At 66.6% G+C, this 26,588-nt stretch carries 31 protein-coding genes; 21 read left to right on the top strand and 10 right to left on the bottom strand.

What is annotated here, in order from left to right; translation table 11 throughout:
* The first annotated feature begins 77 nt into the window (after positions 1–77).
* Positions 78–509 carry a CBS domain-containing protein gene (locus B5D62_RS23090; protein WP_085936344.1) on the top strand — a complete coding sequence of 144 codons (432 nt, stop codon included), beginning with the start codon at positions 78–80 and terminating at the stop codon, positions 507–509.
* A 1-nt stretch (position 510) separates the two neighbouring features.
* On the opposite strand, the gene rpe is transcribed toward B5D62_RS23090, so the two are convergent.
* Both rpe and B5D62_RS23080 read right to left on the bottom strand, forming a co-directional pair.
* Positions 511–1,173 carry a ribulose-phosphate 3-epimerase gene (gene rpe / locus B5D62_RS23085; protein WP_085936341.1) on the bottom strand — a complete coding sequence of 221 codons (663 nt, stop codon included), beginning with the start codon at positions 1,171–1,173 and terminating at the stop codon, positions 511–513.
* Positions 1,174–1,182: 9 nt separating this feature from the next.
* Positions 1,183–2,079, bottom strand: a complete 897-nt coding sequence (locus tag B5D62_RS23080) for a prephenate dehydratase (RefSeq protein ID WP_085936340.1) — start codon at positions 2,077–2,079, stop codon at positions 1,183–1,185.
* Between the two features lie 233 nt (positions 2,080–2,312).
* Between B5D62_RS23080 and B5D62_RS23075 the strand changes: the two genes are divergently transcribed.
* Positions 2,313–2,852 carry a c-type cytochrome gene (locus tag B5D62_RS23075; RefSeq protein WP_085936338.1) on the top strand — a complete coding sequence of 180 codons (540 nt, stop codon included), beginning with the start codon at positions 2,313–2,315 and terminating at the stop codon, positions 2,850–2,852.
* Between the two features lie 15 nt (positions 2,853–2,867).
* Entirely contained in the window at positions 2,868–3,647 is a 780-nt protein-coding gene (hisN, locus tag B5D62_RS23070; RefSeq protein ID WP_085936337.1) for a histidinol-phosphatase, read from the top strand.
* Positions 3,648–3,777: 130 nt separating this feature from the next.
* On the opposite strand, the gene B5D62_RS23065 is transcribed toward hisN, so the two are convergent.
* Positions 3,778–4,302: a hypothetical protein gene (locus tag B5D62_RS23065; protein ID WP_085936335.1), complete on the bottom strand. Its 525-nt coding sequence runs from the start codon at positions 4,300–4,302 to the stop codon at positions 3,778–3,780.
* A gap of 274 nt (positions 4,303–4,576) precedes the next feature.
* Here B5D62_RS23065 and B5D62_RS23060 point away from each other — a divergent pair, with 274 nt between their 5' ends.
* Both B5D62_RS23060 and B5D62_RS23055 read left to right on the top strand, forming a co-directional pair.
* On the top strand, positions 4,577–5,380 hold the full coding sequence (locus B5D62_RS23060) for a maleate cis-trans isomerase family protein (RefSeq protein ID WP_085936333.1): 804 nt from the start codon (positions 4,577–4,579) through the stop codon (positions 5,378–5,380).
* Positions 5,381–5,386: 6 nt separating this feature from the next.
* Positions 5,387–6,619, top strand: a complete 1,233-nt coding sequence (locus B5D62_RS23055) for a hypothetical protein (RefSeq protein WP_085936331.1) — start codon at positions 5,387–5,389, stop codon at positions 6,617–6,619.
* Positions 6,620–6,755: 136 nt separating this feature from the next.
* Here the strand turns inward: B5D62_RS23055 and B5D62_RS33480 are convergent, their stop codons facing one another.
* From B5D62_RS33480 to B5D62_RS23035, 6 genes are all read right to left on the bottom strand, one after another.
* Positions 6,756–6,911, bottom strand: a complete 156-nt coding sequence (locus B5D62_RS33480) for a hypothetical protein (RefSeq protein ID WP_170921083.1) — start codon at positions 6,909–6,911, stop codon at positions 6,756–6,758.
* Between the two features lie 31 nt (positions 6,912–6,942).
* The gene (locus B5D62_RS23050) at positions 6,943–7,209 is read right to left on the bottom strand and encodes a BrnA antitoxin family protein (protein ID WP_085936329.1); all 267 of its coding nucleotides are present in this window, start codon (positions 7,207–7,209) and stop codon (positions 6,943–6,945) included.
* Complete coding sequence (locus B5D62_RS23045) at positions 7,163–7,441, bottom strand: BrnT family toxin (protein WP_085936327.1); 279 nt, start codon at positions 7,439–7,441, stop codon at positions 7,163–7,165. Before B5D62_RS23045 ends, B5D62_RS23050 begins: the two co-directional genes overlap by 47 nt.
* 97 nt (positions 7,442–7,538) lie before the next feature.
* Complete coding sequence (locus tag B5D62_RS33475; RefSeq protein ID WP_170921082.1) at positions 7,539–7,691, bottom strand: hypothetical protein; 153 nt, start codon at positions 7,689–7,691, stop codon at positions 7,539–7,541.
* 66 nt (positions 7,692–7,757) lie between these two features.
* Entirely contained in the window at positions 7,758–7,979 is a 222-nt protein-coding gene (locus B5D62_RS23040) for a hypothetical protein (RefSeq protein ID WP_231714912.1), read from the bottom strand.
* 64 nt (positions 7,980–8,043) lie between these two features.
* A complete protein-coding gene (locus B5D62_RS23035; protein ID WP_139374039.1) occupies positions 8,044–8,928 on the bottom strand; it encodes an outer membrane protein in 885 nt (294 codons plus the stop codon).
* A 247-nt stretch (positions 8,929–9,175) separates the two neighbouring features.
* Here B5D62_RS23035 and B5D62_RS23030 point away from each other — a divergent pair, with 247 nt between their 5' ends.
* The gene (locus B5D62_RS23030) at positions 9,176–13,189 is read left to right on the top strand and encodes an autotransporter domain-containing protein (RefSeq protein ID WP_139374038.1); all 4,014 of its coding nucleotides are present in this window, start codon (positions 9,176–9,178) and stop codon (positions 13,187–13,189) included.
* Here B5D62_RS23030 and B5D62_RS23025 read toward each other — a convergent pair.
* Positions 13,173–13,745 carry a GNAT family N-acetyltransferase gene (locus B5D62_RS23025; RefSeq protein WP_085936321.1) on the bottom strand — a complete coding sequence of 191 codons (573 nt, stop codon included), beginning with the start codon at positions 13,743–13,745 and terminating at the stop codon, positions 13,173–13,175. The two genes, B5D62_RS23030 and B5D62_RS23025, sit on opposite strands and share 17 nt — an antisense overlap.
* Before the next feature lie 89 nt (positions 13,746–13,834).
* Here B5D62_RS23025 and B5D62_RS23020 point away from each other — a divergent pair, with 89 nt between their 5' ends.
* The 15 genes from B5D62_RS23020 (at position 13,835) to B5D62_RS22950 (ending at position 26,588) form a co-directional block, all read left to right on the top strand.
* Entirely contained in the window at positions 13,835–14,305 is a 471-nt protein-coding gene (locus tag B5D62_RS23020) for a Spy/CpxP family protein refolding chaperone (RefSeq protein ID WP_170921081.1), read from the top strand.
* Between the two features lie 32 nt (positions 14,306–14,337).
* Positions 14,338–15,033 carry a response regulator gene (locus B5D62_RS23015; RefSeq protein ID WP_139374037.1) on the top strand — a complete coding sequence of 232 codons (696 nt, stop codon included), beginning with the start codon at positions 14,338–14,340 and terminating at the stop codon, positions 15,031–15,033.
* The gene (locus tag B5D62_RS23010; RefSeq protein ID WP_085936317.1) at positions 15,033–15,590 is read left to right on the top strand and encodes an endonuclease domain-containing protein; all 558 of its coding nucleotides are present in this window, start codon (positions 15,033–15,035) and stop codon (positions 15,588–15,590) included. Before B5D62_RS23015 ends, B5D62_RS23010 begins: the two co-directional genes overlap by 1 nt.
* 16 nt (positions 15,591–15,606) lie before the next feature.
* Complete coding sequence (locus B5D62_RS23005; RefSeq protein WP_085936315.1) at positions 15,607–16,860, top strand: sensor histidine kinase; 1,254 nt, start codon at positions 15,607–15,609, stop codon at positions 16,858–16,860.
* A 98-nt stretch (positions 16,861–16,958) separates the two neighbouring features.
* Complete coding sequence (locus tag B5D62_RS23000) at positions 16,959–18,227, top strand: acyl-CoA dehydrogenase family protein (RefSeq protein ID WP_085936313.1); 1,269 nt, start codon at positions 16,959–16,961, stop codon at positions 18,225–18,227.
* A 229-nt stretch (positions 18,228–18,456) separates the two neighbouring features.
* Positions 18,457–19,365 carry a DMT family transporter gene (locus B5D62_RS22995; RefSeq protein ID WP_170921080.1) on the top strand — a complete coding sequence of 303 codons (909 nt, stop codon included), beginning with the start codon at positions 18,457–18,459 and terminating at the stop codon, positions 19,363–19,365.
* 27 nt (positions 19,366–19,392) lie between these two features.
* Complete coding sequence (gene hisB / locus B5D62_RS22990; RefSeq protein WP_085936309.1) at positions 19,393–20,058, top strand: imidazoleglycerol-phosphate dehydratase HisB; 666 nt, start codon at positions 19,393–19,395, stop codon at positions 20,056–20,058.
* Positions 20,059–20,067: 9 nt separating this feature from the next.
* Positions 20,068–20,709, top strand: coding sequence for an imidazole glycerol phosphate synthase subunit HisH (gene hisH, locus B5D62_RS22985; RefSeq protein WP_085936308.1), 642 nt, complete (start codon positions 20,068–20,070; stop codon positions 20,707–20,709).
* Positions 20,710–20,851: 142 nt separating this feature from the next.
* The gene (gene phnG, locus B5D62_RS22980) at positions 20,852–21,349 is read left to right on the top strand and encodes a phosphonate C-P lyase system protein PhnG (protein WP_419188809.1); all 498 of its coding nucleotides are present in this window, start codon (positions 20,852–20,854) and stop codon (positions 21,347–21,349) included.
* Complete coding sequence (phnH, locus tag B5D62_RS22975) at positions 21,346–21,948, top strand: phosphonate C-P lyase system protein PhnH (protein ID WP_085936306.1); 603 nt, start codon at positions 21,346–21,348, stop codon at positions 21,946–21,948. Before phnG ends, phnH begins: the two co-directional genes overlap by 4 nt.
* A 2-nt stretch (positions 21,949–21,950) precedes the next feature.
* The gene (locus B5D62_RS22970) at positions 21,951–23,069 is read left to right on the top strand and encodes a carbon-phosphorus lyase complex subunit (protein ID WP_085936304.1); all 1,119 of its coding nucleotides are present in this window, start codon (positions 21,951–21,953) and stop codon (positions 23,067–23,069) included.
* A 4-nt stretch (positions 23,070–23,073) separates the two neighbouring features.
* On the top strand, positions 23,074–23,964 hold the full coding sequence (locus B5D62_RS22965; protein WP_085936302.1) for an alpha-D-ribose 1-methylphosphonate 5-phosphate C-P-lyase PhnJ: 891 nt from the start codon (positions 23,074–23,076) through the stop codon (positions 23,962–23,964).
* Positions 23,961–24,734, top strand: coding sequence for a phosphonate C-P lyase system protein PhnK (gene phnK / locus B5D62_RS22960; protein ID WP_085936300.1), 774 nt, complete (start codon positions 23,961–23,963; stop codon positions 24,732–24,734). The genes B5D62_RS22965 and phnK overlap by 4 nt, the downstream gene beginning before the upstream one ends.
* 16 nt (positions 24,735–24,750) lie before the next feature.
* Entirely contained in the window at positions 24,751–25,449 is a 699-nt protein-coding gene (gene phnL / locus B5D62_RS22955) for a phosphonate C-P lyase system protein PhnL (RefSeq protein WP_085936299.1), read from the top strand.
* Positions 25,446–26,588 carry an alpha-D-ribose 1-methylphosphonate 5-triphosphate diphosphatase gene (locus B5D62_RS22950; RefSeq protein WP_085936297.1) on the top strand — a complete coding sequence of 381 codons (1,143 nt, stop codon included), beginning with the start codon at positions 25,446–25,448 and terminating at the stop codon, positions 26,586–26,588. Before phnL ends, B5D62_RS22950 begins: the two co-directional genes overlap by 4 nt.

Here is a 26,588-nt window from a genome sequence, read left to right as displayed (position 1 = left end):
CGGATCGGAACGCAACCACGGTCGCGCGCGGATCATTGCTGGATCGACTTCCCCCAACCGGACCGGAGGAGAACAGCATGCAAGTCCGCGAAGCTATGAGCACGCCCGTCACGCTCGCCACGCCCGACCAGACCATCCAGCAGGCAGCCAGGCTCATGCTAGAAGCCGATTCCGGGGTGCTGCCCGTCGGCGACAAGGAGCGGCTGGTGGGCATGATCACCGATCGCGACATTGCCCTGCGCGCGGTGGCCAGCGGCAAGGGGCCGAAGACGCCGGTGCGCGAGGTCATGACCGGCGAGGTCAAATACTGCTTCGAGGACGAGGACATCGAGCATGTCGCCCGCAACATGGGCGAGGAGCAGGTGCGTCGGCTGCCCGTGGTCGATCGCGACAAGAAGCTGGTCGGCATCCTGTCGCTGGGCGACGTCGCCACCCTGCATAGCGGCGGCGCGGCAGGGACCGCGCTGGGCGACATCAGTCACCCCGGCGGCAAGCACTCGCACGGCTGAGCTAGGACCTGAGCGCCTTGATATTGTCGGCGTAGCGTGCCGGCCCGCCGCCGAACACCGCGGTGCCCGCAACCAGGACATCGGCACCGGCGACGATGCAGCGTTTCGCCGTCTCGGCATTGACGCCGCCATCGACCTCGAGAGCGATCGGCTTGCCGAGCGCGTCGATCGCCTTGCGCAGCGCCGCGATCTTGGCGAGCTGGCTGTCGATGAAGGCCTGGCCGCCGAATCCCGGATTGACGCTCATCACCAGCACCAGATCGAGATCGCCCAGCACCGGCTCGACCGCGGCAAGCGGCGTCGCCGGGTTGAGGACGAGACCGGCCTTCTTGCCCAGCCCCTTGATGAGCTGGATGGTGCGATGGACGTGCGGCCCCGCCTCGGGATGGAACGAGATCACGTCGGCGCCGGCCTCGGCATAGGCCGGCACCAGCGGATCGACCGGCGTGATCATCAGATGCACGTCGAACGGCAGCGCGCTGTGCTTGCGCAGGGCCTTCACTACCATCGGCCCGATCGTGAGATTAGGCACGAAGTGGCCGTCCATGACGTCGACATGGATCCAGTCGGCGCCGGCGGCCGTCACCGCGGCGATCTCCTGTCCCAGCGCGGCGAAGTCGGCCGACAGGATCGAGGGGGCGATGCGAACGGGCTGCTGGGCCATGGCCGCCTCTCAGGTCCCGGGGCGCGTCGGCGCGTCCCAGCCCTTGCGCCGGAACGGATTGGTCGGGAAGGTGCCGAGCATCTTCAGCTCCTCGGAGAAGAAGGCCAGCTCCTCAAGCGCGAGCTTGACGCTGCGCTGCTCGGGATGGCCCTCGACCTCGGCATAGAACTGCGCCTGCTCGAACTGCGGTCCCGACAGGTAGCTCTCGAGCTTGACGATATTGACGCCGTTGGTGGCGAAGCCGCCCAGCGCCTTGTAGAGCGCGGCCGGCACGCTCTTCACGCGGAACAGGAAGGCCGTCATGCACGGCGTCGAGCGCCAGTCCGGGCGCGCCTCCTCGCGGCTGAACACCAGCATGCGCGTGGTGTTGTGGTCCGCATCCTCGATGTTGCGCGCCAGCACTTTGAGCTCGTAGATGCGCGCCGCCAGCGACGAGGCGATGGCGGCGACCGAGGCGTCGCCGATCTCGGCGATCTCGCGCGCCGCGCCTGCGGTGTCGGCATGAACCAGCGGCTCGATGCGATGCTTCTTCAGGAAGTTCCGGCACTGCGACAGGGCCTGGACGTGGCTCTTGGCCGTCTTGATGGTCTTGAGCGAGGCGCCCGGCAGCGCCACCAGACAATGCTCGACGCGCTGGAAATGCTCGGCGACGATCTTGAGCCTGGTATGGGGCAGCAGGCTGTGCAGGTCGGCGACCCGGCCGGCGATCGAATTCTCGACCGGGATCATGGCCAGCGCCGCCTTGCCAGCCTGGACCGCCGCCATGGCGGTCTCGAAGGTCGGGCACGGCAGGGTGACCATGTCCGGAAACGCCGCCCGGCAAGCCATGTCCGAATTGGCGCCCGGCTCGCCCTGGAAGGCGATGATGTTGCCGGCCTTGCTCTTGCCGGCGCGCGACTTGGCCATTTGCCCTAAATCTCCCCCACCCCGTTCCGCCGGGCTGCACGATGCGTCTTGCGCCGCGCTGTTTCGCGCCCCGGACTCGCTCCGTCAACCCTGCGCCAGAGGCGAAAAACCGTGCTAAATCCGGAACTTGCGACGTTCCGCCGCGCGAGGGCGAAGAGGCGATCGGATACTACTGGCGGCGCTCGGGGCGTGCTACATGCAACTCCGAAGAAATTGCGCTGCGGGAACTGAGAATGGTCAATTTCAACACGGCTGCCGGCTGCTTCCTCGCGTCGGCTCTTTTCGCGATGGTGTGCGGCAAGGTCTCCAATGCGCTGGTGGAGCCGCATCATCTCGAGAAGCCCGCGATCGCCGTGGCCGAATCCGCTCCTGCCGCGACCGGTGCGCCGGCGCCCGCCGCCGAGCTGGCACCGATCGGCGCCAAGCTCGCCAGCGCCAACGTCGATGCCGGCAAGGCGATCTTCACCAAGGTCTGCACAGCCTGCCATACCGACGACAAGGGCGGCCCGAACAAGGTCGGCCCCAATCTCTGGAACATCGTCGGCCGCAAGAAGGGCAGCCATCCCGGCTTCAGCTACTCGTCGGGCATGGAGGCCAAGGGCGGCGACTGGACCTATGAAGACATCAATCACATGGTCTTCAAGCCCAGCGCGTTCATCAAGGGCACCAAGATGGCGTTCGCCGGTCTTCCGAAGGAAGAGGATCGGGTCAACCTGATCGCCTATCTGCGCACGATGAACGACAATCCGCCGCCGCTGCCGGAAGCCAAGTAAAACCACAGGCCGCCGGTGACCGGATCGGTTCCCGCCGAGCTGGTCGCTCTGGCCCATCGTCTCGCCGACGCGGCGCGCCCGATCGTGGCGCGCCATTTCCGTACGCCCGTCGCGATCGACGACAAGAGCGACAAGAGCCCCGTCACCATCGCCGACCGCGACGCCGAGACCGCGATGCGCACCCTGCTCACGCAGCATGTGCCGGCGCACGGCGTGTTCGGCGAGGAACACGGCGCCGAGCGCACCGACGCCGAGTATGTCTGGGTGCTCGACCCGATCGACGGCACCAAGGCCTTCATCACCGGCCTGCCGATCTTCGGCACGTTGATCGCGCTGCTGCATCGCGGCCAGCCGGTGCTGGGCGTCATCGATCAGCCGATCCTGGGCGAGCGCTGGCTGGGCGTCAGTGGCCAGGCCTCGACGTTCAACGGCAAGCCGATCACGGTGCGGAGCTGCCCCACGCTCGACCGCGCCTACATGTATTCGACGGCGCCGATCATGTTCCCGGGCGATCTCGAACGGCGCCACATGGCGCTGGCGAAGCAGGTGAAGCTGTTCCGCTGGGGCGGCGACTGCTACGCCTACGGCCTGCTCGCCGCCGGCCATGTCGACCTCGTGGTCGAGAACTCGCTGAAGCTCTACGACTTCGCTGCCCTCGTGCCGGTCATCAAGGGCGCGGGCGGCCTGATCACCGACTGGCAGGGCCGGGAACTCGACATGCATTCCGACGGCTCCGTCCTCGCCGCCGGCGACCCCGCCGTCCATCGCGCCGCGCAACAGGCCCTCGCGGGCTGACATTCTTCGCCTGAGCCGCCTCATCCCACCTCTCCCCCGATGGGAAGAGGTGCTTTGAGTCGAACTCCCCTCCCCCGCGAGGGGGAAAGGCAGGGTGAGGGCGGCAAAGAAAGGTACCCCTGAAACGTCCTCAGGCATCGGCAAGCACGTCGTACTCCTCGTCGAGCGGGCACAGCTTTCCGTCGTCCCCCTCGTCATCGTCCCAGTCGTCCGGTCCGCGGATGCGCCAGGTGATGGGGCGGATCTGCATGTGCTCGGGCGGATCGAGAGGGGCTTGATCGGACATCTCGGGGATATCCGCCTTCCCTCGCCTCTCCTCTGTGGGGGGAGCGGCGCTTGAAGACAGATCGGAAGCATCCATCGGACTCCTCTCCCCCGGGAGGAGGAGAGGTGCGGTGAGGGGGAGAGCGGCAGCGGGCTCGAGGCGAGCCATGAGGGGGAACCGGCGCTCGCTCACGCGCGGCGGCGGCAAGGCGATGCTGAAGCCGGCCGCTTTCCATCGTGCGGCAGCCGCGGGATCGCGCGCCAGGTGATCGGAAATTTCCTGCATCTTCTCCAGCGCCTCGAGCCGCAGCGCGCAGGCCCGCAGCTCACCTTCGCTGGAGAGCCATGCCACCTGGGCTTCGAGTCGCCGGAGTCGCCCCTTCAATCTCATTACGTCGCCTCCCGCCATGAGGCCCCGGCTCCCGTTAAATAAACGGGAAAAAAACGACAGCCTGCTCCCGAGACGGCCGCGCACGGCTTGTCGATGGCGGAGACGAGGCCTTGTTCCATGGCGGCCATCATAGGCGCACCATCCACCGGCACCGATTACGGTCTCTACCGCTCCGACCCTTCTCGTACCGACCAAAGTGCCGACGCAAGTGCCAACCCAAGCGTCGGCGCAATCGCCTCTGGACCTTTCGACAGCGCGCGCCACACTCCCGGCCATGATACAGAAGGACAACTGGGGCTGGCGCGCGCGCATCGGCCTGTTCATCGTCGGCAACGAAGTGGTGCCGGAAGCCGAATGGTGGGCGATGACGCCATCGGGCGTCTCCATCCATGCCGCGCGCGTGACCGCGAAATCGCCGTGGGCGCAGTGGAACGACAATCGCACCGCCGTCACGCTGGCCGACGACGTGTTGCGCGGCGCCAAGCAGTTCGCGGCCATGCGGCTGTCGGCGGTCGTGCTGGCGCATACGACCAGCAGCGTGGTCGGAGGCCAGGGATCGAGCGGCACGGGCTGGGACGAGGTCACCGCGGCGGCGCTCTCGGCCGTGGTCGGCCCGCAGACCATCGCCACCACCAACGGCCTCGACACGATGGCGGCGCTGAAGGCGTGCGGTGTGACACGACCCTTCCTGGTGCTGCCGCCCTGGTATCCCGACGACACGCTGGCCGCGGCGACGCGCTACTACACCGAGCGCGGCTTCGCGCCCGCCGGATGCCTACGCCTCGATCCCGGCCGCCAATGGCGCGACCTGCCGCCCAACGAACTCTACGCCAACGGCATGGCCGTGCTGCAGGAAGTCGAGGCGCTCTACGCGCAGGTGCGCGCCGCCTGCCCCGCCGAGGCCGACGGCGTGCTGATCGGCGGCACCGGCTTCCGCTGCGTCGGCATCATCGACGCCCTGGAACAGGACCTCGCCCGCCCGGTGATCACCGCCAACCAGGCGAGCCTGTGGCACTGCCTGCGGTTAGCGGGTGTGCGCGTGGGGGTAGAGGGGTATGGGCGGTTGTTGAAGGGGTGACGAGGAATGACCGCGCTCGCCGCCTGCGACCTTGCTGGGACTCGCGCCGCAGCGGCCTTTGTAGCAAGCGAGCAACAAGCGATGCGCAATCTCTCCATCTCCAAGATGTCTGCTAACGAGATCAGTAGGAACGACGCCACTGCAGCAACAGCATTCGTCAGTCGAAGATCGCCAAGTCAAAGGCGGCCGATCATCGCGGGGCGGCCGCCCTTTTTGTCCAGACTGCTATTGATGATCCTTTGTCTTGTAATTCCACAGGCCGCGACAGCGCAGATCACTATCGGAAGCGAGTTTACCCTGTCACCCGACGGGAGCGAGTTGGCATTCGGCTATCGAACGCCCAAAACCCGCGGCTCAGCCCTTTATAACTGGAAGACAGGCCTTCTGCGTGCGACGCCCTTCATGGCCAATTCCTACTCGACCGACGGCAAGAAGATCGCGGGCCACAATGAGCAGGGCCTTCTAGTGGCAGATGCGTCCGATCCCACGCGGGTTGACTTGGTGCCGAACAGTAATGGCTGCTCTCTGCCGGTGTTTCAGCCCGGCAACAAGACGCTGTTGTGCATCGACATGATGGTTCCCAAGGCCATTAGACATCCCACTATGGTGTTGATCGACATTCAAACCGGCCAGCGCCAGATCGTTCTTGGCAACCTGGTGAGCACCTTTGATATTGCTCAACCCTCCTTCGTAAGTCCGACCGAATTTCTGTTTGGCACGAGGGACGCTCCGAACAATGAGCTGCGTGCCGCGGGCAAAGAGCTGGGCGCACAAGATCTTCAGCTGATGACGTACAGGTTTCGATTTGGGTCAACGCCACAAATAGCCTTTCCGGATGTGGTCAGACGCCTGTTGCAAACGCCATTCGCAAGTTTCAGCACTTTTGTCAGCTCTGAAGGCGGGAGGCGTACGGCATTTGTCGGACGATCGAATGACACTTCCTGTGCTGAGCCGCCGCAGATCGGCCCTTTTGGACCAATGTTCAGATACGACGTCTATGCCATTGAGAACGGAGTTGCGACGCAGATCACCAGGATTTGCAAACTGCTTGGCACAGCCGTCATCTCTCAACGCGGCAACGTCGCTGCGTTCAGCGTCGCCGCCAGCTCACCCGCCAAGCCATCCTACGGTGTGCGCGGGGCACCTCATCAGGAGCCGTGGCTCGTCGACTTGGTTACGAAAGTCGTGACGCCTTTGCAGCTGCCCGCGCGCATCGCACAAGATCCACGCTTCAATTGAGGCCCTTAGCCGCATGCCCGACCAGCCTGTGGCACTGCCTGCGGTCAGCGGGCGTGCGGGTGGAGGTGGAGGGGTATGGGCGGTTGTTCAGAGGATGACCAAAACTGACCGCCTTCGCAGCGTGGACCTGACCGGCTCAGCCCGCCTTGCGCGACACCGCCAGGGGCAATTCCAGCTCCACCCGATCGTGCATCACCTTCGGCGTGATGCGGCCGCGCTCGCCGCGCGCCACAGCGAGGGGCCGGGCCTTCATCTCCTTGTAGGTGGCAACGCCGACCTTCAATGTCGTCATGGAATCACTCCTCTCTCGCGCAGCACGAATATCACGCTGCCCGTTCGCGCCGTTTCCTGATGGCCGAACGCAGCGTGGCGTTGATGCGTGTCTGCCAGCCCGGGCCGAGGGCGCGGAAATGGTCGACCACATCGGCGTCCAGCCGCAGTGTCGTGGATATTTTCGGCCGTTCGGACTTCGGCCGTCCGCGCTTCACGGGCATGGCGTCGAACTTCGCCTTCCACTTCGGTGTGGAGAGGTCCGGCGCATCGTCAGGGTCGACGAAAGCGCGGCGCGTAGAGCGCTTGTTCGCGGTCATTGGCTTTCCTCATGGAAATGATGCGGCGGGCCGCGCCGCGCGGCGTCCAGACCAGAACGACCATCCGGTCGGCGAGAAACCCGATCGTGATATACCGGGCTTCGCCGTAATCCTGACGGTCGTCCTCGACGGTCAACGTGGGGCCTTCGAATACCTCTCCAGCATCGGCCATATCGAGGTCGCGCGCCTGCAACGTGGCTCGACGCTTGACGGGGTCGAATTCGATCTCCACAGCTTCATGTTACTACGAAAAAGACCCGTCGCCAACATTTTTGTAGTTACGATAATTCACCCCCGCGTCGACGCTGCCACGACAACCGCGCTTGCCATCATCGCACAGTGTTTCCACTCGACCCTTCGAACCCCTCCTGCCCCACATCGAACCACACCGCCTCGATCCCACGATAGACCACGTCCTTGCGGTAGATGAGCCCCAGCCGCTTCATCATCGCCTGCAAGGCGCGGTTGTCGGGTTTCGTCACGGCGAAGAGCAGCGACAGGCCGATCAGCCGGACCTCCCGGAAGACGCCCCACGGCCCGCCCCGCCTCTATCGACCGACCGGATGAGTGTTGTCGAAGCCAACCAGTCGCTCCCCGTCAGGCCCGTGCAGAGTGAGGGAATAGTCCAGACCCTGCGCCTTCTCCGGGGATACCGGCACTCGCATCACCACGAATCGACCCGAATGGCCGCCCTCCGGGTCGACGACCAGAACCTGACCATCCAGATCGAGAAGCACATCGAGGGTTGGATCGTCAGCCGCCGTCACCACGATCAGTCATCATACTGACACAACAAATTCAATGAGAGCCACCCCCTGAGGCGGCCAGATTGCCTCAGAATGACTTGTTGAACGTCAGCGCGACCATGTGGGCGCTGACGTTGGCCGTGTAGTAGCCGATCAGGTTACCGCTGAACGACACGCCGCCCGTGCCCGGATTATAGAAGGGCGAATTGATGTAGCTCGTGCGCCCGCCGGGTTGCGAATAGCCGTAGCTGAGATCCATGAACCAGGACGGCGTCAGGAAGTAGGTCACGCCCGCGGTCGCGGCGAAGCCGATCAGCCAGTTGTTGCTGGAGAAAGTCTGCGGCGGGCCGGAAACGTCGGTCAACTTGCCGTTGATCGTGGCGTATCCCACGACGTTGTTGATGCTGGCCTGGACCTGCGACAGGGACGGGCCGGCACCGGCATAGACGAAGCCCTTGCCGAACGACCGGCCGACGAACGGCATGAGGGAAAACTGATGGCCGAGCGTCACCGAGTAGCTGCCGGTGACCGAATAGCCGTTGAAGCTCGAGACGCCGCCATTGCTGGAACTGCCGTACTGGGGAATGACCAGGTTCTGGACCGAGGACGTCGACCCGACATAGGCATAGGAAGCCTTGCCGCCCCACAACCAGTCGGTGTTGGCGAAATGCTGGAAGTAGCCGAGCTGGACAACCGGCGAGGGATTGGACTGGCTGCCGCCGAGGAAGGTCTGCACCGGCGGCCCGGAGGCTTGGCCGTTGGCGACCTGGCTGCCGTTCAGGAAGACGTTGGAGATGCCCTTGTTGTAGACGGACTGGGATCCGAAGCTGGTGAAGGAGTAGCCGGCGCCCGCGCCGACGAAGAAAGCCTGGTCCGGCATGCCGCGCTCGGCGGACGATGCCGCCGGCTGTGCATGGGCCGCCCCTGCCGCGGCCACAACCATCGAAACCAATGCAGCAATACCCAGTCTCATCTCAAAGCCCTCAAACGCGTGCGAGCAATATATAAACGGAGTGTGCGAGAAGATCAGGTTGGAAATTCAGACATGCGGGGGTGTCGATGCCGCAGGCAGGAGCTGGCAGCGCCTGGAACATCACCGAGCCCGTTCGCGCCATCACGGCTCGGAACGTCATGCTCGGACGTTGCGGCGCCTGCGCAGGTTCATGGTACAGTAAGAGGCGACTGAACAAGAGCCATGGGACCTCTTTGGGGGAGAGTTCGTGACGCCTGTCGTTCGTTGGGGAGTGGCTGCCGCGCTCGTCGCCGGCAGCAGTGGCGTGGCCCTGGGCCAGAATTTCGTATCGCAAGGACCGGCGCCGAGCGTCGGGCCGTCGCTGACGGTGCAGAGCGAGGACCTGGCGCCGACCGGCGATCCCAGGACGAGCACGGGAACCGTGGCGGGCGCGATCCAGGCGATCGCCGTCGATTCCGTCAATGCCGGCACGATGTATATCGGCGCCGTCAATGGCGGCGTCTGGAAGACCCAGAACGGCGGCGCGAGCTGGACGCCGCTGACGGACAAGCAGCTGTCGCTGTCGATCGCGACGCTGGCGATGGATCCCACCGACACCACCGGCCAGAAGATCTATGCCGGCACCGGCGCCACGTCGAACAGCAACATGGGCGGGCAGAAGATCGGCATCCTCTACAGCGCCAATGGTGGCACGTCGTGGTCGGTGCTGGGGTCCGGCACGCTCGACAAGAGCGTGATCGGCGTGGTGGCGCGCGGCAGCACGATCGTGGCGGCGGAGTCCGAGCCGCTCAACCCCAAGACCGGCGGCGGCGGGCTCTACATCAGCACCAATGGCGGAAGCACCTTCTCGGCGGTGGCGGGCATCCCGGCCGGCGCGGTCGCCTCGCTGGTGAGCGCCAACGACGCCAATGCGCCGCTCTATGCCGTCGTGAACTCGTCCGATGCGGCGACGCGCGGCATCTACAAGGGTAGCAGCGACGGCTCGACCTGGACGCAGATCTCGCCGAGTCAGGTGCCGATCGGGCTCAACCAGTCGGCGCGGCTGGCGGCGGGACCGAACGGCTCGGTGGTCGCCGGAATCTACCAGTACACCTCGGCTTCGCTCAGTTCGAGCAGCGCCAAGCTGGTCAGCCTCTACCTGACGCAGGACGGCGGCGCGCACTGGACGCCGCTGACGACGCCATCCGACGTGAATACCGGAGCGCAGGCACTGACCAACCTGACGTTGGCGATCGATCCCAAGAATTCCAGCATCGTCTACGTGGCCGGCGACGCCTCGAACCCCCAGCCCTACACGGTGCCCGCCTTCCGCGTGGTGCTGAATCCGAACGGCTCCTCGACGGTGGAGACCCTGACGCTGAGCGGCACGTCGAACAACTCGGCGCCGCATGCCGATTCGCGCGCCTTCGCCTTCGATGCCGCCGGCAACCTGATCCTGACCGAGGATGGCGGCATCTATCTCAGGACCAATCCGCAATCGACCAACGGCACCTGGACCGGCATGAACGTGGCCAGCCTGTCGGTGCGCGAGGGCTATGCCGTGGCCTATGATGCGATCGGCAAGCGGCTGGTGATCTCCGCCCAGGATACGGGCTCGGCCTACCAGCAGCAGCCCGGCGGCCAGACCTATACCGCGCTCGGGCCGGCCGACGGCATCGTTGCCGTGGTCAACGACCGCACCCGCGCCGCCGAGGGCCTGAGCGCCGTCTACACCAGCTTCTACAACCTCTCCGGCCTGACCCGCTGGACCTACAACGCGGCCGGAACACAGGTCGCCCAGCAGGAATTCAACAGCCTGAACTTCAAGGCCGACGACAACGTACCGTTCACCAGCCTCATGGCCCTCAACCGCAACGACCCGAGCAAGATCGCCTTCGGCACCAACTATCTCTACACGACGGTCGATACCGGCGCGCAGAGCGACACCCTCGACCTGACGCCGCGCAGCTCCTATCTCGGCAACAGCGGCCAGGGCGTCACGGCGATCGCCTACGGCACCGGAACGAACGTCAATGCCCTGCTGGTCGGAGCCAACTATTCGACGCAGGGCCTCTATTACACGGCGTCCGCCTCCAGCAACCTGACCAACCTATCCAACTACAGCGGCGCGGCACCGCAATCGCTGGTGTTCGACTATCGGTCGGACACGCAGTTCTACGTCGCCGACGGCACAAAGCTGTGGTCCGGCTCCGCCGCCACGGCGGGCGGCAGCTTCACAGCGCTCGATCTCAGCGGCGTCAACATCATCCAGCCGGGCGCCGTCGAGTTCATCTCCAACAACGGCGTCAATGCGCTGCTGGTCGGCGGGCTGAGCAGCATCGTGGGACCACTGCAAAGTCCGCTGGCGGTGGCCGACAGCAGTGCCGTGGGGACGTTGTCGCCGTTCCGCATCTTCGGCGCCAACCTGCCCAACACCATGGTGTACCAGCTCGCCTACAATCCGACGGCCGACGTGCTGGCGGTCAGTTCGTTCGGTCGCGGCGCCTGGCTGCTCTACGACGTCACGACCTATTTCAGCTCGGCAACGACGCTGATCTTCGGCGCCGCCAACAACAACTCGACGCCGACCGACGCGCAGCTCACCGCCGGCACGGGCGCCGCGGCCGGGCGCGGCCTGACCAAGGTCGGCACCGGCACCCTCACCATCGACGGCACGTCCGGCTACACGGGCGCCACGACCGTCACCAACGGCACCCTGTCGGTGAACGGCAACATCACCAGTTCGAGCGGCGTCACGGTCGGCGTCAACGGCACGCTGGGCGGCAACGGCTTCGTGCCCTCGACCGTGGTGAACGGCACGCTGGCGCCGGGCAATTCGGTGGGATTGCTCAGTGTCATGGGCAACCTGACCTTCAATCCCGGCAGCACCTACCAGGTCCAGGTCGGCAGCACCGCCGACCGCACCAATGTCTCCCAGACTGCAACGCTTGCCGGCGGCGCGGTGCAGGCGAGCTTTGCCACCAGCAGCTTCCAGCGCAGCTACACGATCCTGTCGGCCGCCACCGTGAACGGCAGCTTCAGCTCCCTCACCGCCAGCGGTCTACCAGGCTTTCTCAACGCCAGCCTGGGCTACAGCCCGACCAGCGTTTCGCTCAACCTGCAATCGGCCATGGCGTCGACGCCCGGCCTCGCAAGCAACCAGTCCGCGGTCGCGCGCGCCTTCGACACCGCCTTCAACGCCGGACCCGGCCTCGGCAACATGCCGGCGCTGTACGGCCTGTCGGCCGGCCAGTTGCCAAGCTCCCTGGAAATGCTGTCGGGCGACAGCGCGAGCGTGACGCAGTCCACGGCTTTCCTCGCCGGCAATCAGTTCGCCTCCCTGATGGCGGACCGGGCCATCACGCGGCGCAACGAGGAACTCGCCTGCCTCGACCGTGCCGACGAGGCGCAGGCCTGCGACGTGCCACCGGGCTGGAGCGCGTGGACGGCCGGCTTCGGCGGCGCTGCCTGGCTCAATGCCAACGGCGGGACCGGCGCGGTGGCGTCGCAGCAGAGCGTCGGCGGCGGCGCGGTCGGGGGTGATTATCGCGTCGGGCCGGACACGCTGGTCGGCTTCGCCGTGGGCGGCAGTTCCATCGGCTATTCGATGCCCGGCAACGGTGCGAGCGGCCAGGCGACCGGCGTGCATTTCGGCGCCTATGCGCTGCAGGACTGGAACGCCTTCTACATAAACGGCTCGGTGGTCTACAGCCTCTTCAACGGCAGCATGACGCGACAGATCGCCGGCATCGGCACGACCGAGACGGAGCGCTCGCTCTCGACCTCCAGCCTGCTCGGCGGCCGCCTCGAGATCGGGCGCGCCTTCGCGATCGGATCGACCACCATCGCGCCCTTCGCCGCCCTGCAACCGGCGCAGTTCTGGCAACCGGGCATGACCGAAACCAGCACGACCGCGAACGGCACACCGGGCGTGTTCGGACTGTCCTATCAGGCGCAGTCCACCACCTCCCTGCCCAGCTTCCTCGGCGCCCAGCTCAATGTCCGCACGGATGTCGATTCGCGGCCGCTGGCGGCGTGGCTGCGGCTGGCCTGGGAACACGAATTCATGACCGGCCGCCCCGTTACGGCCGGCTTCACCAGCCTGTCGGGCAGTCTGTTCACCGTCGACGGCGCCACGGCGGCCAGCAACGCGGCTCGGATCGATCTCGGCGCCCGCTATACCCTGAACGATCACATGTCGCTCTTCGCCAACGCCGCCGCCGAACTGTCGAACCGCGGCCAGAGCATCGGCGGAACGGCCGGCTTCAAGTGGGTGTGGTAGGTTTCGCGCCGGCCTTCGCTGCCTCGAACGTCTCCCGGGCGATCTCGAACCACACCGCCTCGATCCCGCGATAGACCACGTCCTTGCGGTAGCTGAGGCCGAGCCGCTTCATCACCGCCTGCGAGGCAAGATTGTCCGGCTTGGTCATGGCGAAGATCAGCGACAGGCCGAGCGTATCGAACCCGAAGGCCAGCGCCGCACGGGCCGCCTCGGTAGCGAAGCCATGGCCCCAGGCGTCGGGATGCAGCGACCACAGCACTTCCGTCTCGCCGAACTCTGCCACGAAGTTGAGGCCGGCATGGCCGATCAGCCGGCCGTCCCGGAACACGCCCCATGGCGCGTAGCCACGCTCGCGCCACGACGCGGCATAGCGCGCGATCGCGGCGCGCGAGGCCTCGAGCGGATCGCCGGCGGCCGGCAGCAGCCATCGCGCGACCTCGGGATGGTAGCGCATGGCGGCATAGGCCTCGGCATCGCCCGGCAGGAGCGGGCGCAGCGTCAGGCGCTCGGTCTGGAGGATGGCCGCCTGGAGGATGGCTGTTTGGGGCAGGGACATCTTTACATAACTTTACATAGGCGAGACGGGCGCGAAACCGGCGCCCTCCATATCGCGGTCACGGGGATATTGACCCTATGGAGATGACAATGACGACCCTCACCCTGAAGACCGCGTTCGCGACCCTGCTGGCCGGCAGCCTGGCCTTGACGGCCGGCGGCATGGCCTATGCCAAGCCCGACGGACAGTCCTTCGATCCGGCACAGTTCCAGCAGCGCGTCGAGAAGCGTGTCGACCGGGCGCTCGACGGCACCGACGCCACGGCGGAGCAGAAGAAGAAGATCGCCGACATCCTCGGCCAGACCTTCAAGGACATGAAGCCGCTGCGCGACCAGCGCATCGAGAACCGCAAGGCGATGCAGGATGCGCTGCAGGCGCCGACGATCGATCCGGCCAAGATCGAATCGCTGCGCACCGACCAGATGAAGATCGCGGACGCCTCGTCCAGGCTGTTCACCAAGGCCCTGACCGACGCCGGCAACGTGCTGACGGCGCAGCAGCGCCAGGCCTTCTTCAAGAACTGGGACAGCCACGATCGCCATCATCCGCGGCACCAGTGACAGCGGGATGGCGCCGGCCCGATACTGGGCTCATGGCCGAGCGCATCCTGATGATCGATGACGACGACCGCCTCGCCGGGATGGTGTCCGACTATCTCGGCGGGGCGGGCTTTCGCCTGACCCTCGCCGGCACCGCGCGCGAGGGCGAGGCGCTGCTGAAGCGCGAGGCGTTCGACGCGGTGATCCTCGACCTGATGCTGCCCGATGCCGATGGACTCGATCTCTGCCGCAAGCTGCGTGCCGGCAGCGACGTGCCGATCCTGATGCTGACAGCCCGCGGCGAGCCGATGGACCGGGTGGTCGGGCTGGAGATCGGTGCCGACGATTATCTCGCCAAGCCGTTCGAGCCACGCGAGTTGCAGGCGCGGTTGCGCGCCATCCTGCGCCGTAAGGGCGGCAGCGCGGCGGCGAACACCGACGTGCTGCGGTTCGGCCGCCTGGAGATCGATCGCGGCGCCCGCGTCGTGCGCGTCGACGGCGAGGAACGGCCGCTCACCTCCTATCAGTTCGCGCTGCTGCTGGCCCTGGCCGAGCGCGCCGGCCGCGTGCTGTCGCGCGACGCGCTGATGGACCTGATGAAGGGCGAGAAGCTCGAAGCCTTCGACCGCTCGGTCGATGTCCATATCTCGCGCATCCGCGCCGCCATCGAGGATGACCCCAAGAAGCCGCGCCGCATCCTGACCCTGCGCGGCAGCGGCTACGTCTTCGCCCGCGACCAGGACCGCTGATGGCGCGCCCCATCCCCCCCTCCCCCCGCCTCTCCCCCAAGGGGGAGAGGAGCCCGAATGATGCGTCTCTTCGAGTTCAAGCACCTCTCCCCCGTGAGGGGGAGAGGACGGGTGAGGGGGCGGCGGAGGAAGACGCCATCACACGCGCCCGCTCGCTGCGCCGCGACGGCAGCCGGGCCGAGCGGATCTGCTGGGAGCTGCTGCGCGACCGCCGACTCGGCGCCAAGTTCCGGCGCCAGCATCCGATTGGCTCATTCTTCGCCGACTTCGCCTGCCTCGAGCGCCGGCTCGTGGTCGAAATCGACGGCGAGCAGCATGCGTTCCAGGTCGAGGCCGACGCACGGCGAACGGCGGCGATGGAACGCGACGGCTGGCGTGTGCTGCGCTTCTGGGCCACCGAGGTGATGGCGGGCCGCGAGGGCATCGCCGCCGAAATCGCACGCGCTCTCTCGGTCCCCCTCACCCAACCTCTCCCCCCAAAGGGGGGAGAGGAGCCTGACATTCGAGGGAACAGCCCCTTGTGCACCTCTCCCCCGCGAGGGGGAGAGGACGGGTGAGGGGGCGACGACGGCGATGCAGCGGCTTTATCTCAAGTTCTATCTGACCATCGTGCTGGCGCTGGCGGTGTTCGTCGGCGTCGCCGCCCTGCTGTGGCGCGTGGCCGACGAGGAGGCGCGCACGCCGCAATATCTCGACGTGGCTGCCGAGTTGACCGGCGCGCTGCTGCCGGATGCGGATGCGCCGCCGGCCGACGACCAACGCGCGCTGGAGAAACTGCATCGCAAGCTGCATTTCGACATCGCGCTCTATGGCCCGGACGGCGCCGTGCTGGCCGCCGCGGGACGGCCGCCGCCGCGCTTCGATCCGGCGCGCGCCCGGCCGGGATGGCGACGCGGCCGCGAGGGGCCGAGCTTCACACTGCAGCTTCCCGACGGGCGCTGGCTGGTGGCGCGGCAGGTGCGCGAGCGGCCCAATCCGACCGTCTGGATCGCGGCCTTCCTCGCCATCGTCGCCGCCGCCATCGCCGTCGGCGCCTATCCCGTGGTGCGTGGCCTCAGCCGCCGAATCGAACGGCTCAAGACCGGCGTCGAACAGCTCGGCACCGGCGATCTGGCCGCGCGCGTGAAGGTCGAGGGACACGACGAGATCGCGGCGCTGGCCGAGAGCTTCAACCGCAGCGCCGCGCGCATCGAGGAGCTGGTGGCGGCGCACCGGCTGCTGCTCGCCAACTGCAGCCACGAGCTGCGCACGCCGCTGGCGCGCATCGGGCTGGCCGTTTCGTTGATGAGCGACCAGACCGATCCGGAGCGTCGCGAGTCGCTGAAGCGCGACATCGCCGAGCTCGACCAGCTGATCGACGAGATCCTGCTGACCAGCCGGCTCGACGCGGTACCGGGACTCGAGCGCCGCGATCCGATCGATCTGCTGGCGCTGGCCGCCGAGGAAGCGGCGCATTACGACATCGAGGCCGACGGCGTGCCCGTGACGGTTCTCGGCGACCGGCTGCTGTTGCGTCGGCTGATCCGTAACCTGCTCGAGAATGCGCAGCGCTATGGCGGCACGGGACCGATCGAGATCACGGCGACCGTCGAAGGCGACAAGGCGGTGCTGGAGGTGCGCGATCATGGGCCCGGCGTGCCGTCCGAGGAGCGCGAACGCATCTTCGAGCCCTTCTATCGCCTGAAGGACAGTCGCGAGAGCGGCCGCGGCAGCGGCCTCGGCCTTGCGTTGGTGCGCGAAATCGCCAGGCGCCATGGCGGCGATGCCGTTTGCTTGGCGGCAGAGGGCGGCGGCAGCCGCTTCCGGGTCGACCTGCCGGCAGCGTAGTCTTGCTGGAGCGCGCCGCTCCAGGGGCGCTCTTGTCGTCGTCGAACAATGAAAGAAGAGCGGCACTGGAGTGCCGCGCTCCAGCGAAGAGGCACGTCATGGATTTCGACATTCCCGCCGATATCGCGGCCTATCTGCGCGAGCTCGATGCCTTCATCGAGCGCGAGATCCGGCCGCTCGAACGCGAGAACGACAATATCCGCTTCTTCGACCATCGCCGCGAGCACGCCCGCACCGACTGGGACAATGACGGCCAGCCGCGGCACGAATGGGAGGAGCTGCTGGCCGAGATGCGGCGCCGCGCCGACAAGGCCGGCCATCTGCGCTTCGCCCTGCCGAAGGAACTGGGCGGCAAGGAAGGCTCCAACCTCGCCATGGCGATCATCCGCGAGCATCTGGCGCACAAGGGACTGGGGCTGCACAACGACCTGCAGAACGAGAGCTCGATCGTCGGCAACTTCCCGGTCGCGCTGCTGCTGCACCGCTTCGGCACGCAAGAGCAGAAGGAACGCTACCTCGAAGGCATGTTCACGGGCCACGAACGCATCGCCTTCGGCCTCACCGAACCGGACCACGGCTCGGACGCCACCTTCATGGAGACGACCGCCGTGCGCCAGGGCGGCGATTGGGTGCTGAACGGCATGAAGCGCTTCAACACCGGCATGCATACGGCAACGGTCGATCTCGTCTTCGCCCGCACCTCGGGCAAGGCCGGCGACGCGCGCGGCATCTCGGCTTTCCTGGTGCCGGTGAAGACGCCGGGCTTCAAGGTCGAGTACATGTGGTGGACCTTCAACATGCCGTCGGACCATGCCGAGGTCTCGCTCACTGACGTCAAGGTGCCGACCTCGACCATGCTGGGCGAGGAAGGCCGCGGGCTCGACGTGGCGCAGACCTTCGTGCACGAGAACCGCATCCGCCAGGCTGCCTCCAGCCTCGGCGCGGCGCAGTACTGCATCGACATGTCGGTCGCCTATGCGCGCAACCGCAAGGTGTTCGGCAAGCCGCTGGCGGCCAACCAGGCGATCCAGTTCCCACTCGCCGAGCTGCATACCGAGGCGGAGATGACCCGCGGCCTGGTGCGCAAGACCGCCTGGCACCTCGACCGCCAGCATCACATGCAGGTCAGCGAATGGGTGGCGATGTCGAACTACCGCGCCAACCGCCTGGTCTGCGACGCCGCCGACCGCGCCATGCAGGTCCATGGCGGCGTCGGCTACTCGCGGCACTATCCGTTCGAGCACATCTATCGCCACCATCGCCGCTACCGCATCACCGAGGGCTCGGAGGAGATCCAGATCCGCCGCGTCGCCGGCGCCCTGTTCGGCTTCTGGGGAGCGCAGAAGGCCTCGACCGCGCCGCAGTGACGCGATGTGATAACCTCCTCCTCACCTGACCTCTCCCGGGCAGGACAATCGCCTATGGAGTTCTATCGTCACCGCGAGCGGAGCTCGGCTTCGCTCAGGGTGACGAAGAGACATCGCCATAGGCGATAGCCCGACCCTCCCGGAGGAGAGGAACATGAAATTGAAAAGCGTCCCTTCTCCTTCCTCCTCCTCCTCTCGCCCTTCGGGGAAGAGGTCGGGTGAGGGGGCGGTGAAAGCCACACGCCGCTGGACCGGCGACGCGATCATGCTGGCGACGGCGCTGCTGATGGGATCGAGCTATCCGTTCGCCAAGGACGTGCTCGCGACCATGAGTCCGCTGCTCTACAGCGGCTCGCGCTACCTGATCGCCGGCCTGTTCCTGTTCGCGGTGATGCTGATGCGACGCCAGCCGCTCGGCCTGCCGCAACGCGACTGGCTGCCCATCCTGCTGTTGTCCGTGCTGGGCGTGGCCATCTTCCAGGCCTGCTGGGGGCTGGCCATGGCGCGCAGCGCGCCGAGCCTCGGCTCAATCGTCATGACTACCACCACGGCCTTCTCCGCCATTCTGGCGCGCCTGGCCGGCCGGCGGCTGCCAGCCTTGGGCTGGAGCGGGATCGTCATTGCTTTTGCAGGGGTCGTGCTGGTAGTGAACAACAGCCTGACCCGCATCACCTTGGCGGCCGCCAGCCTCGACGGCGCCCTGCTCTGGATGGCCTCGGCCTTCGCCTGGGCGCTCTATGTCGAGCGGTGCGCGCCCTTCAACCGGCGCCTCGGCACCCTGAAGGTGATGGCCTGGACCACATTGCTGGGGGCTGGCCTGCTGACCCCGTTGTCGCTGGTCTTCGATTCCCTGGGCGAGTTCGGCCATCTGACCGACCGGCAGTGGCTTTATTGGCTCTACACCGCGATCTTCCCCGTGGGGGTGGCCTTTCTCGGCCTGACGGCGGGGCTGGAGCGGCTCGGGGTGAGCCGGGTCATGCTCTATATGTACCTGATCCCGGTCGCCGGCGTCGGCCTGTCAGCCGCCTTCTTCGGCGATCCATTGACCCCGGCCCGCGTCCTGGGCGGCCTGGTCGTGCTGCTGGGCGTGGTCCTGACGCGCGTAGCACTCGACCGCGCCGCCCGCGTTCCTGTATGAACGGGGCGAAAAGTCAGAGGATTTGCAATGGCCCGGAAGGCCGCCTCAAAGGCCGCTCCCAAGCTGGTCCTGGCGACAGATGCCCTTGCCACCCCCGGCACCGGCGGGCGGCGGGCGTTCGTCTCGCGCCAGACCAAGGAGACGCGCATCGCCGCCGCCATCAATCTCGACGGCACCGGCAAGTACGATATCCAGACCGGTATCGGCTTCCTCGATCACATGCTGGAGCAGCTCTCGCGCCACAGCCTGATCGACATCACGCTGCGCGCCGAGGGCGACCTCCATATCGACTACCATCACACGACCGAGGATAGCGGCATCGTGCTGGGCGAGTGTCTGGCCAGGGCGCTGGGCAACCGCGCCGGTATCCGCCGTTACGGCAGTGCGACCATCCCGATGGACGAGACGCTGACCGAGGTGGCGCTCGATGTCTCCAATCGACCGTACCTGATCTGGAAGGTGAATTTCTCCAAGCCCAAGCTCGGCACCATGGACACCGAGCTGTTCAAGGAGTGGTTCCAGGCCTTCGCCCAGCTCGGCGGGCTGACGCTGCATGTCTGGAACCATTACGGCGAGAACAATCACCATATCGTCGAGAGCTGCTTCAAGGGCATCGCGCGCGCGCTGCGTGCGGCGATCGAGATCGATCCGCGGCAGCAGACGGCGGTGCCCAGCACCAAGGGCGTGCTGTAGGTCGCTCCCATGACAGTCGCCATTGTCGATTACGGGTCGGGCAACCTGCGCTCGGCCGCCAAGGCCCTGGAACGCGCCGCGCGCGAATCGGGCGCGGACGACCGTGTGCTGGTCACGGCAAATCCGCGCGAGGTCGCGGCAGCCGATCGCATCGTCCTGCCGGGCGTCGGCGCCTTCGCCGACTGCCGGGCCGGCCTCTACGGCGTGCCGGGCATGGTCGACACGCTGCAGCGTGAGGTGATCGAGCGCGGCAAGCCGTTCCTGGGAATCTGCGTCGGCATGCAGTTGATGGCCACGCGTGGCGTCGAATACGGCGTCCATGCCGGACTCGACTGGATCGCTGGTGACGTCGTGCGCATCGAGCCGGGCCAGGCCCATCTCAAGATTCCGCATATGGGCTGGAACGAATTGCTCGAGCTCAAGCCGCATCCGCTGCTGGCAGGCATCGGCGAGCACGATCACGCCTACTTCGTGCACTCCTTTCATTTCAAGGTCGCAAGGCCGGAGACGCTGCTGGCCATCACCGATTACGGTGGCCCGATCACGGCGGTGATCGGACGCGACAACCTCGCGGGCACGCAGTTCCATCCCGAGAAGAGTCAGGCCACGGGCCTGCGCCTGCTTGCCAACTTCTTGCGCTGGAAGCCCTGATAAGCGCGTCCTGCTCCTGATCGAGCCTCCGGTGGCCTTCACCGGAGAGGGGTCTTTCCGCCCGTGCAAGGCAGGGGAAAGCGACTCCGGATCGTCACGATAAGTTCACGCAAATCGCGCGAATCGGTAATCCGATCTTAGCATGGTGCGCGCCTTACAGAGCGCAGCCATGCCCCCCTCATCTTCTCATTCCGTAGCGCCGCCTCAGCGCCAGCGCTGGTTATCCGTTTTGGCGAAAGCCCCTTCAGAGCGGCTCGAAACGCTCTGGCAGACGCTGGGCGTGGCGCCGTCCTACACACTCCTGCGCCGGCCCGAGATCGGGTTGGTGATGGTGCAGGGCCGCATCTCCGGCAGCGGCGCGCCGTTTGCCGCCGGCGAGATGACCGTCACGCGCGCCGCCATACGGCTGGACAGCGGCGAGGTCGGCATTGGCTATGTCGGCGGCCGCCATCCTCGCCAGGCCGAACTGATCGCCACCATCGACGCCCTGGGCCAGCGCCCGGAATGGCAGGACGCGATCGAGCAGCAGATCGTGACGCCCCTCGAACAGGAAGCCGACGCGCGCCGCACGATGCGCGCCGCCAAGGCCGCGGCGACCAAGGTCGATTTCTTCACGGTGGCACGAGAGGGCGGAGCATGACCGGCATCACAGCCAGCGACGGCCTCGCTCCCGGTCTCGCCGATCCGGCACACGACAGCCAGCGCCTGTTTCGCGCCATTCTCGATGCCTTCGCGCATCCCGGGCGCATCGTTGCATTGCCTGAGGCGCCGGCAGCCGTGGCGCCCATGAGCCAGGCAGCGACCGCCTTCATCCTGACGCTGATCGATCGCGATACGCCGCTATGGCTGGCGCCCTCTTTCGATACACCAGCGGTCCGCGATTTCGTCCGCTTCCACACCGGCGCGGCTCTCGTCGCATTCGAGGCCGATGCGCTCTTCGGCCTGGCATCGACCGAACGCTGTCCGCTGTTCGACGGCTTTCCGATCGGCAACGACGCCTATCCGGATCGCTCGGCGACGGTCGTGGTCGAGGTGCCGTCGCTGCGCGGCGGTCCGTCCCTCACCTTGCGCGGGCCCGGCATCGACGGCCAGGCCCAGATGGCCATTCCCGGCCTGACGGACGACTTCGTCCAGGAGCGGGCCGCAAATCACGCGCTGTTTCCCTGCGGTGTCGACCTCGTCTTCACCGCCGGATCGGAACTCCTGGCTCTTCCCCGCAGTATCGTCGTGGAGCGCTGACCATGTATGTCGCCGTCAAGGGTGGAGAAACAGCGATCGCCCATTCGCTCGATCTGCTGGCCGATCGTCGACGCGGAGCGCGTGACCTTCCCGAGCTGACACTCGACCAGATCGACCAGCAGCTGTCGCTGGCCGTCGATCGGGTGATGACCGAAGGCTCGTGCTACGACCGTACACTCGCGGCGCTGGCCATCAAGCAGGCGCGCGGCGATCTGTTCGAGGCCGTGTTCCTGCTGCGCGCCTATCGCACGACCCTGCCTCGCTTCGGTCACTCCCTTCCCATCGACACCAGCCGCATGGTCGCCGACCGACGCATCTCCTCGACCTTCAAGGACGTGCCGGGCGGCCAGGTGCTGGGACCGACCTTCGACTACACGCATCGCCTGCTCGATTTCTCCCTGATGACCGGTGACGAGCGGCCGACGGCGCCGACCGCGCCCGTCGATACAGCCCAGGAGCTGCCGCGGGTCGGCGACATCCTCGAACGCGAAGGCATGCTCGAGCCGCCACCGCCAGCGGATGCCGGGGCGCCGACGCAGGACATCACCCGCGATCCGCTTACCTTTCCCGCGGCGCGCGCCGTGCGCCTGCAGAACCTGGCGCGCGGCGACGAGGGCTTCCTGCTCGCCCTCGGCTATTCGACCCAACGCGGCTACGGCAACAATCATCCCTTCGTCGGCGAAGTCCGCTACGGCAGCGTGCCGGTTGGCTTCGTGCCGGAGGAACTCGGCTTCGCCATCGAGATCGCCGAGATCGACGTGACCGAGTGCGACATGGTCAACCAGTTCGCCGGTTCGCACGACGTGCCGCCGCAATTCACGCGTGGCTACGGGCTCGCCTTCGGCCATTCGGAGCGCAAGGCCATGTCGATGGCGCTGGTCGATCGCGCGCTACGCGCCGACGAGCTGTCGGAGGGCGTGACCTCGCCGGCCCAGGACGAGGAGTTCGTCCTGGCGCACAGCGACAGCGTCGAGGCCTCGGGCTTCGTCCAGCACCTCAAGCTGCCCCATTACGTCGACTTCCAATCCGAGCTCGTCGTGGTGCGGACGCTGCGCGAGGAAGTCGAAGCGCGGCGCCGCCGCAGCACACCGGTTTCCGCCTTTGGCCAGGCGGCGGAGTAGTCTCATGCCCGACACGAACCAGGACGCTGGCAGCGCCTACAACTACGCCTATCTCGACGAACAGACCAAGCGCATGATCCGGCGCGCGATCCTCAAGGCGATCGCGGTCCCGGGCTATCAGGTCCCGTTCGGCGGCCGCGAAATGCCCCTGCCCTATGGCTGGGGCACCGGCGGCATCCAGATCACCGCCTCCATCATCGGCCGCGACGACACGCTGAAGGTGATCGACCAGGGCGCCGACGATACGACGAACGCCGTTTCCATCCGGCGCTTCTTCGCCCGCGTCGCCGATGTCGCCACGACGACGCGGACCGAGGACGCGACCGTCATCCAGACCCGCCATCGCGTGCCCGAGACTCCGCTGCGGGAGGGACAGATCCTGGTCTTCCAGGTTCCGATCCCCGAGCCCCTGCGCATGCTGGAACCGCGCGAGACCGAAACGCGCACGCTGCACGCGCTCAGCGAATACGGCGTCATGCAGGTCAGCCTCTACGAGAGCATCGCGCGGCATGGCCGGATCTCCAAGGCCTACAACTATCCGGTGCTGGTCAACGGGCGCTATATCATGAGCCCGTCGCCGATCCCGAAGTTCGACAACCCCAAGCTCGACCGCAATCCGGCCCTGCAGCTCTACGGCGCAGGCCGGGAGAAGCGTATCTACGCCGTGCCGCCCTACACGCCGGTGAAGAGCCTCGACTTCGAGGACCATCCCTTCGAGATCGAGCGCTGGCCGCAGAGCTGTGACTTCTGCGGCTCGACCGAAAGCTTCCTCGACGAAATGATCGTCGACGACCAGGGAACGCGGCAATTCATCTGCTCCGACACCGACTACTGCCAGGAGCGGCAGGAGAACCAGCGGCAGGAAGCGGAACGCCAGGAGATACGCAGCAAATGACCAGCCCGCTTCTCTCTGTTCAGGGGCTGACCAAGCGCTTTGGCGACCGCACCGCCTGCAACGAGATCAGCTTCGATCTGTGGCCGGGCGAAGTGCTGGGCATCGTCGGCGAGTCGGGCTCCGGGAAGAGCACCCTGCTCAACTGCCTGGCCGGGCGGCTCACGCCCGAAGAGGGCTCGGTTCTGTACGAGACCCAGTCCGCGGGTATCGTCGATGTCCATCATCTGACCGAGGCCCGCCGGCGACTGCTGGCCCGGACCGAATGGGGTTTCGTCAACCAGGACGCGCGGGAAGGCCTGCGCATGGGCGTGAGTGCTGGCGCCAATATCGGCGAGCGCCTGATGGCGATCGGCGCCCGTCACTATGGCGACATTCGCCGCACGGCCTCCGATTGGCTGGAGCGGGTCGAGATCGATCTTGCCCGCATCGACGATTCGCCGACCGTCTATTCCGGCGGCATGCGCCAGCGCCTGCAGATCGCGCGAAACCTCGTGAGCAATCCGCGACTGGTCTTCATGGACGAGCCCACTGGCGGCCTCGACGTCTCGGTACAGGCGCGCCTGCTCGATCTGCTGCGCGGCCTGGTCGATCGCTTCCATCTTTCGGCGATCCTGGTGACGCACGATCTCGGCGTCGCCCGGCTGCTGACGCACCGGCTCATGGTCATGCAGCGGGGTGAGGTGGTCGAAGCTGGCCTGACCGATCAGGTCCTCGACGATCCGCAGCATGCCTACACGCAGATGCTCGTCGCCTCGATCCTGCCCGTCTGACCCGGATCCCAACGTCATGCTGCCTGTTCTGAGCGTACGCGACCTCAACAAGTCCTTCGTCATGCATGCGCAGGACGATCTTGCGCTTCCGGTCCTGCGCGATGTGGCGCTCGACGTCGCGCCCGGCGAATGTCTCGCCTTGGTGGGCCCCTCGGGTGCCGGCAAGAGCACGCTGTTGCGTTCCCTCTATGGCAATTACCGGCCGCAAGCCGGCTCGATCCGCGTGCGCCACCGCGCTGACTGGGTCGAGCTGGTGAACGCCGAACCGCGCGTCACCCTCGATGTGCGACGCCATACCATGGGCTTCGTCAGCCAGTTCCTGCGTGTCATTCCGCGCGTGGCGACCGTCGACGTCGTTGCCGAGCCGATGATGCGCCTCGGGGCATCGCCGGAAGAGGCCCGTCGGCGGGCCGAGTTCCTGCTCGGCATTCTCGGCATCCCGGAACGTCTGTGGTCGCTGCCGCCGGCCACCTTTTCCGGAGGCGAGCAGCAGCGCGTGAACATCGCCCGCTCCCTGATCGCCGACTACCCGATCCTCCTGCTCGACGAGCCAACTGCCTCACTCGATGTCGCCAACCGGGATGGCGTCATCGACCTGATTCGAACGCGACGCGACGCGGGCGCCGCGATCGTCGGCATTTTCCACGATGTAGCGGTGCGCGATGCGCTCGCCACCCGTCTGTACACGGTCGATCCCCCGGGAGTTCAAGCATGAGCTGCGAAACCATCTTCACCAATGGCCGCATCGTCACCGCCGACCGCGAATTCGACGGGACCGTGGTGGTGCGCGACGGTCAGATCGCCGAGCTCGACGAAGGCCGCTCCCAGGTCGCAGGCGCCGTCGATCTCGAGGGCGACTATCTGCTGCCGGGCTTCGTCGAGCTGCACACGGACAATCTCGAGAAGCACTTCGCCCCCCGCCCTGGCGTGAAGTGGCCGAGCGTGCCGGCCTTGATGGCCCATGACACGCAGATCACCGCCGCCGGCATTACCACGGTGTTCGATTCGCTGGCGCTGGGCGACGTTCGCGGCGAGACCGACCGCGTCCGCAATCGCGAGAGCATGATGGACGCGATCTGCGAGGCGATGGAACGGGCTCTCACGCGCGCGGACCATCGCATTCATCTGCGCTGCGAGATCGTCGCCAACGATGCCGTCGATGCCGTCGATCGCTGGATCGATCTGCCCCTGGTCGGCCTGATCTCGATCAACGACCACACGCCGGGCCAGCGCCAGTTCATCGATCCCGAGAAGCTGCGCCTGTACCACACCAAGAAGTACGGCATGACCAACGAGGAGTTCGAGGTCTTCCGCGCCGAATCGATGGCGCTGCACGCCAAGAACGCCGTCCGTCACCGCAACGAGATCGTGTCACGCGCGCAGGCACGCGCCCTGCCGCTCGCCAGCCACGACGATGCGACGACCGACCATGTCCGCGAAGCGGTGCAGAACGGCATGAGCATCGCCGAATTTCCGACCACGCCCGAGGCGGCGCAGGCTTCGAGCGAAGCCGGCCTGGCCGTGCTGGTCGGGGCGCCGAACCTGGTGCTGGGCGGCTCGCATTCCGGCAACATCGCCGCGATCGACGTCGTGCGAGCCGGGCAGGCGGACATCTTGTCGTCTGATTACGTCCCGGCCAGCCTGATGGAAGGCGTGTTCAAGCTGACGAACGAAGTCGGCATCAGCCTGCCCGAGGCGGTGAAACTTGCCTCTCTCAATCCGGCCCGCGCGGTCAGCCTCAACGATCGTGGCCAGATCGCGCCCGGCTTGCGAGCCGATCTGGTGCGCACGCGCGTGCTCGGCGGATCGCCGGTCGTGCGCTCGGTCTGGCGCGGCGGCGAGCGCGTTCTCTAG

The sequence above is a fragment of the Enhydrobacter aerosaccus genome, assembly GCF_900167455.1.
GTDB classification, from domain to species: domain Bacteria; phylum Pseudomonadota; class Alphaproteobacteria; order Reyranellales; family Reyranellaceae; genus Reyranella; species Reyranella aerosaccus.
The sequence above is the reverse complement of the archived record's forward strand: the minus strand, read 5'-3'. Positions and strand labels throughout refer to the sequence as shown.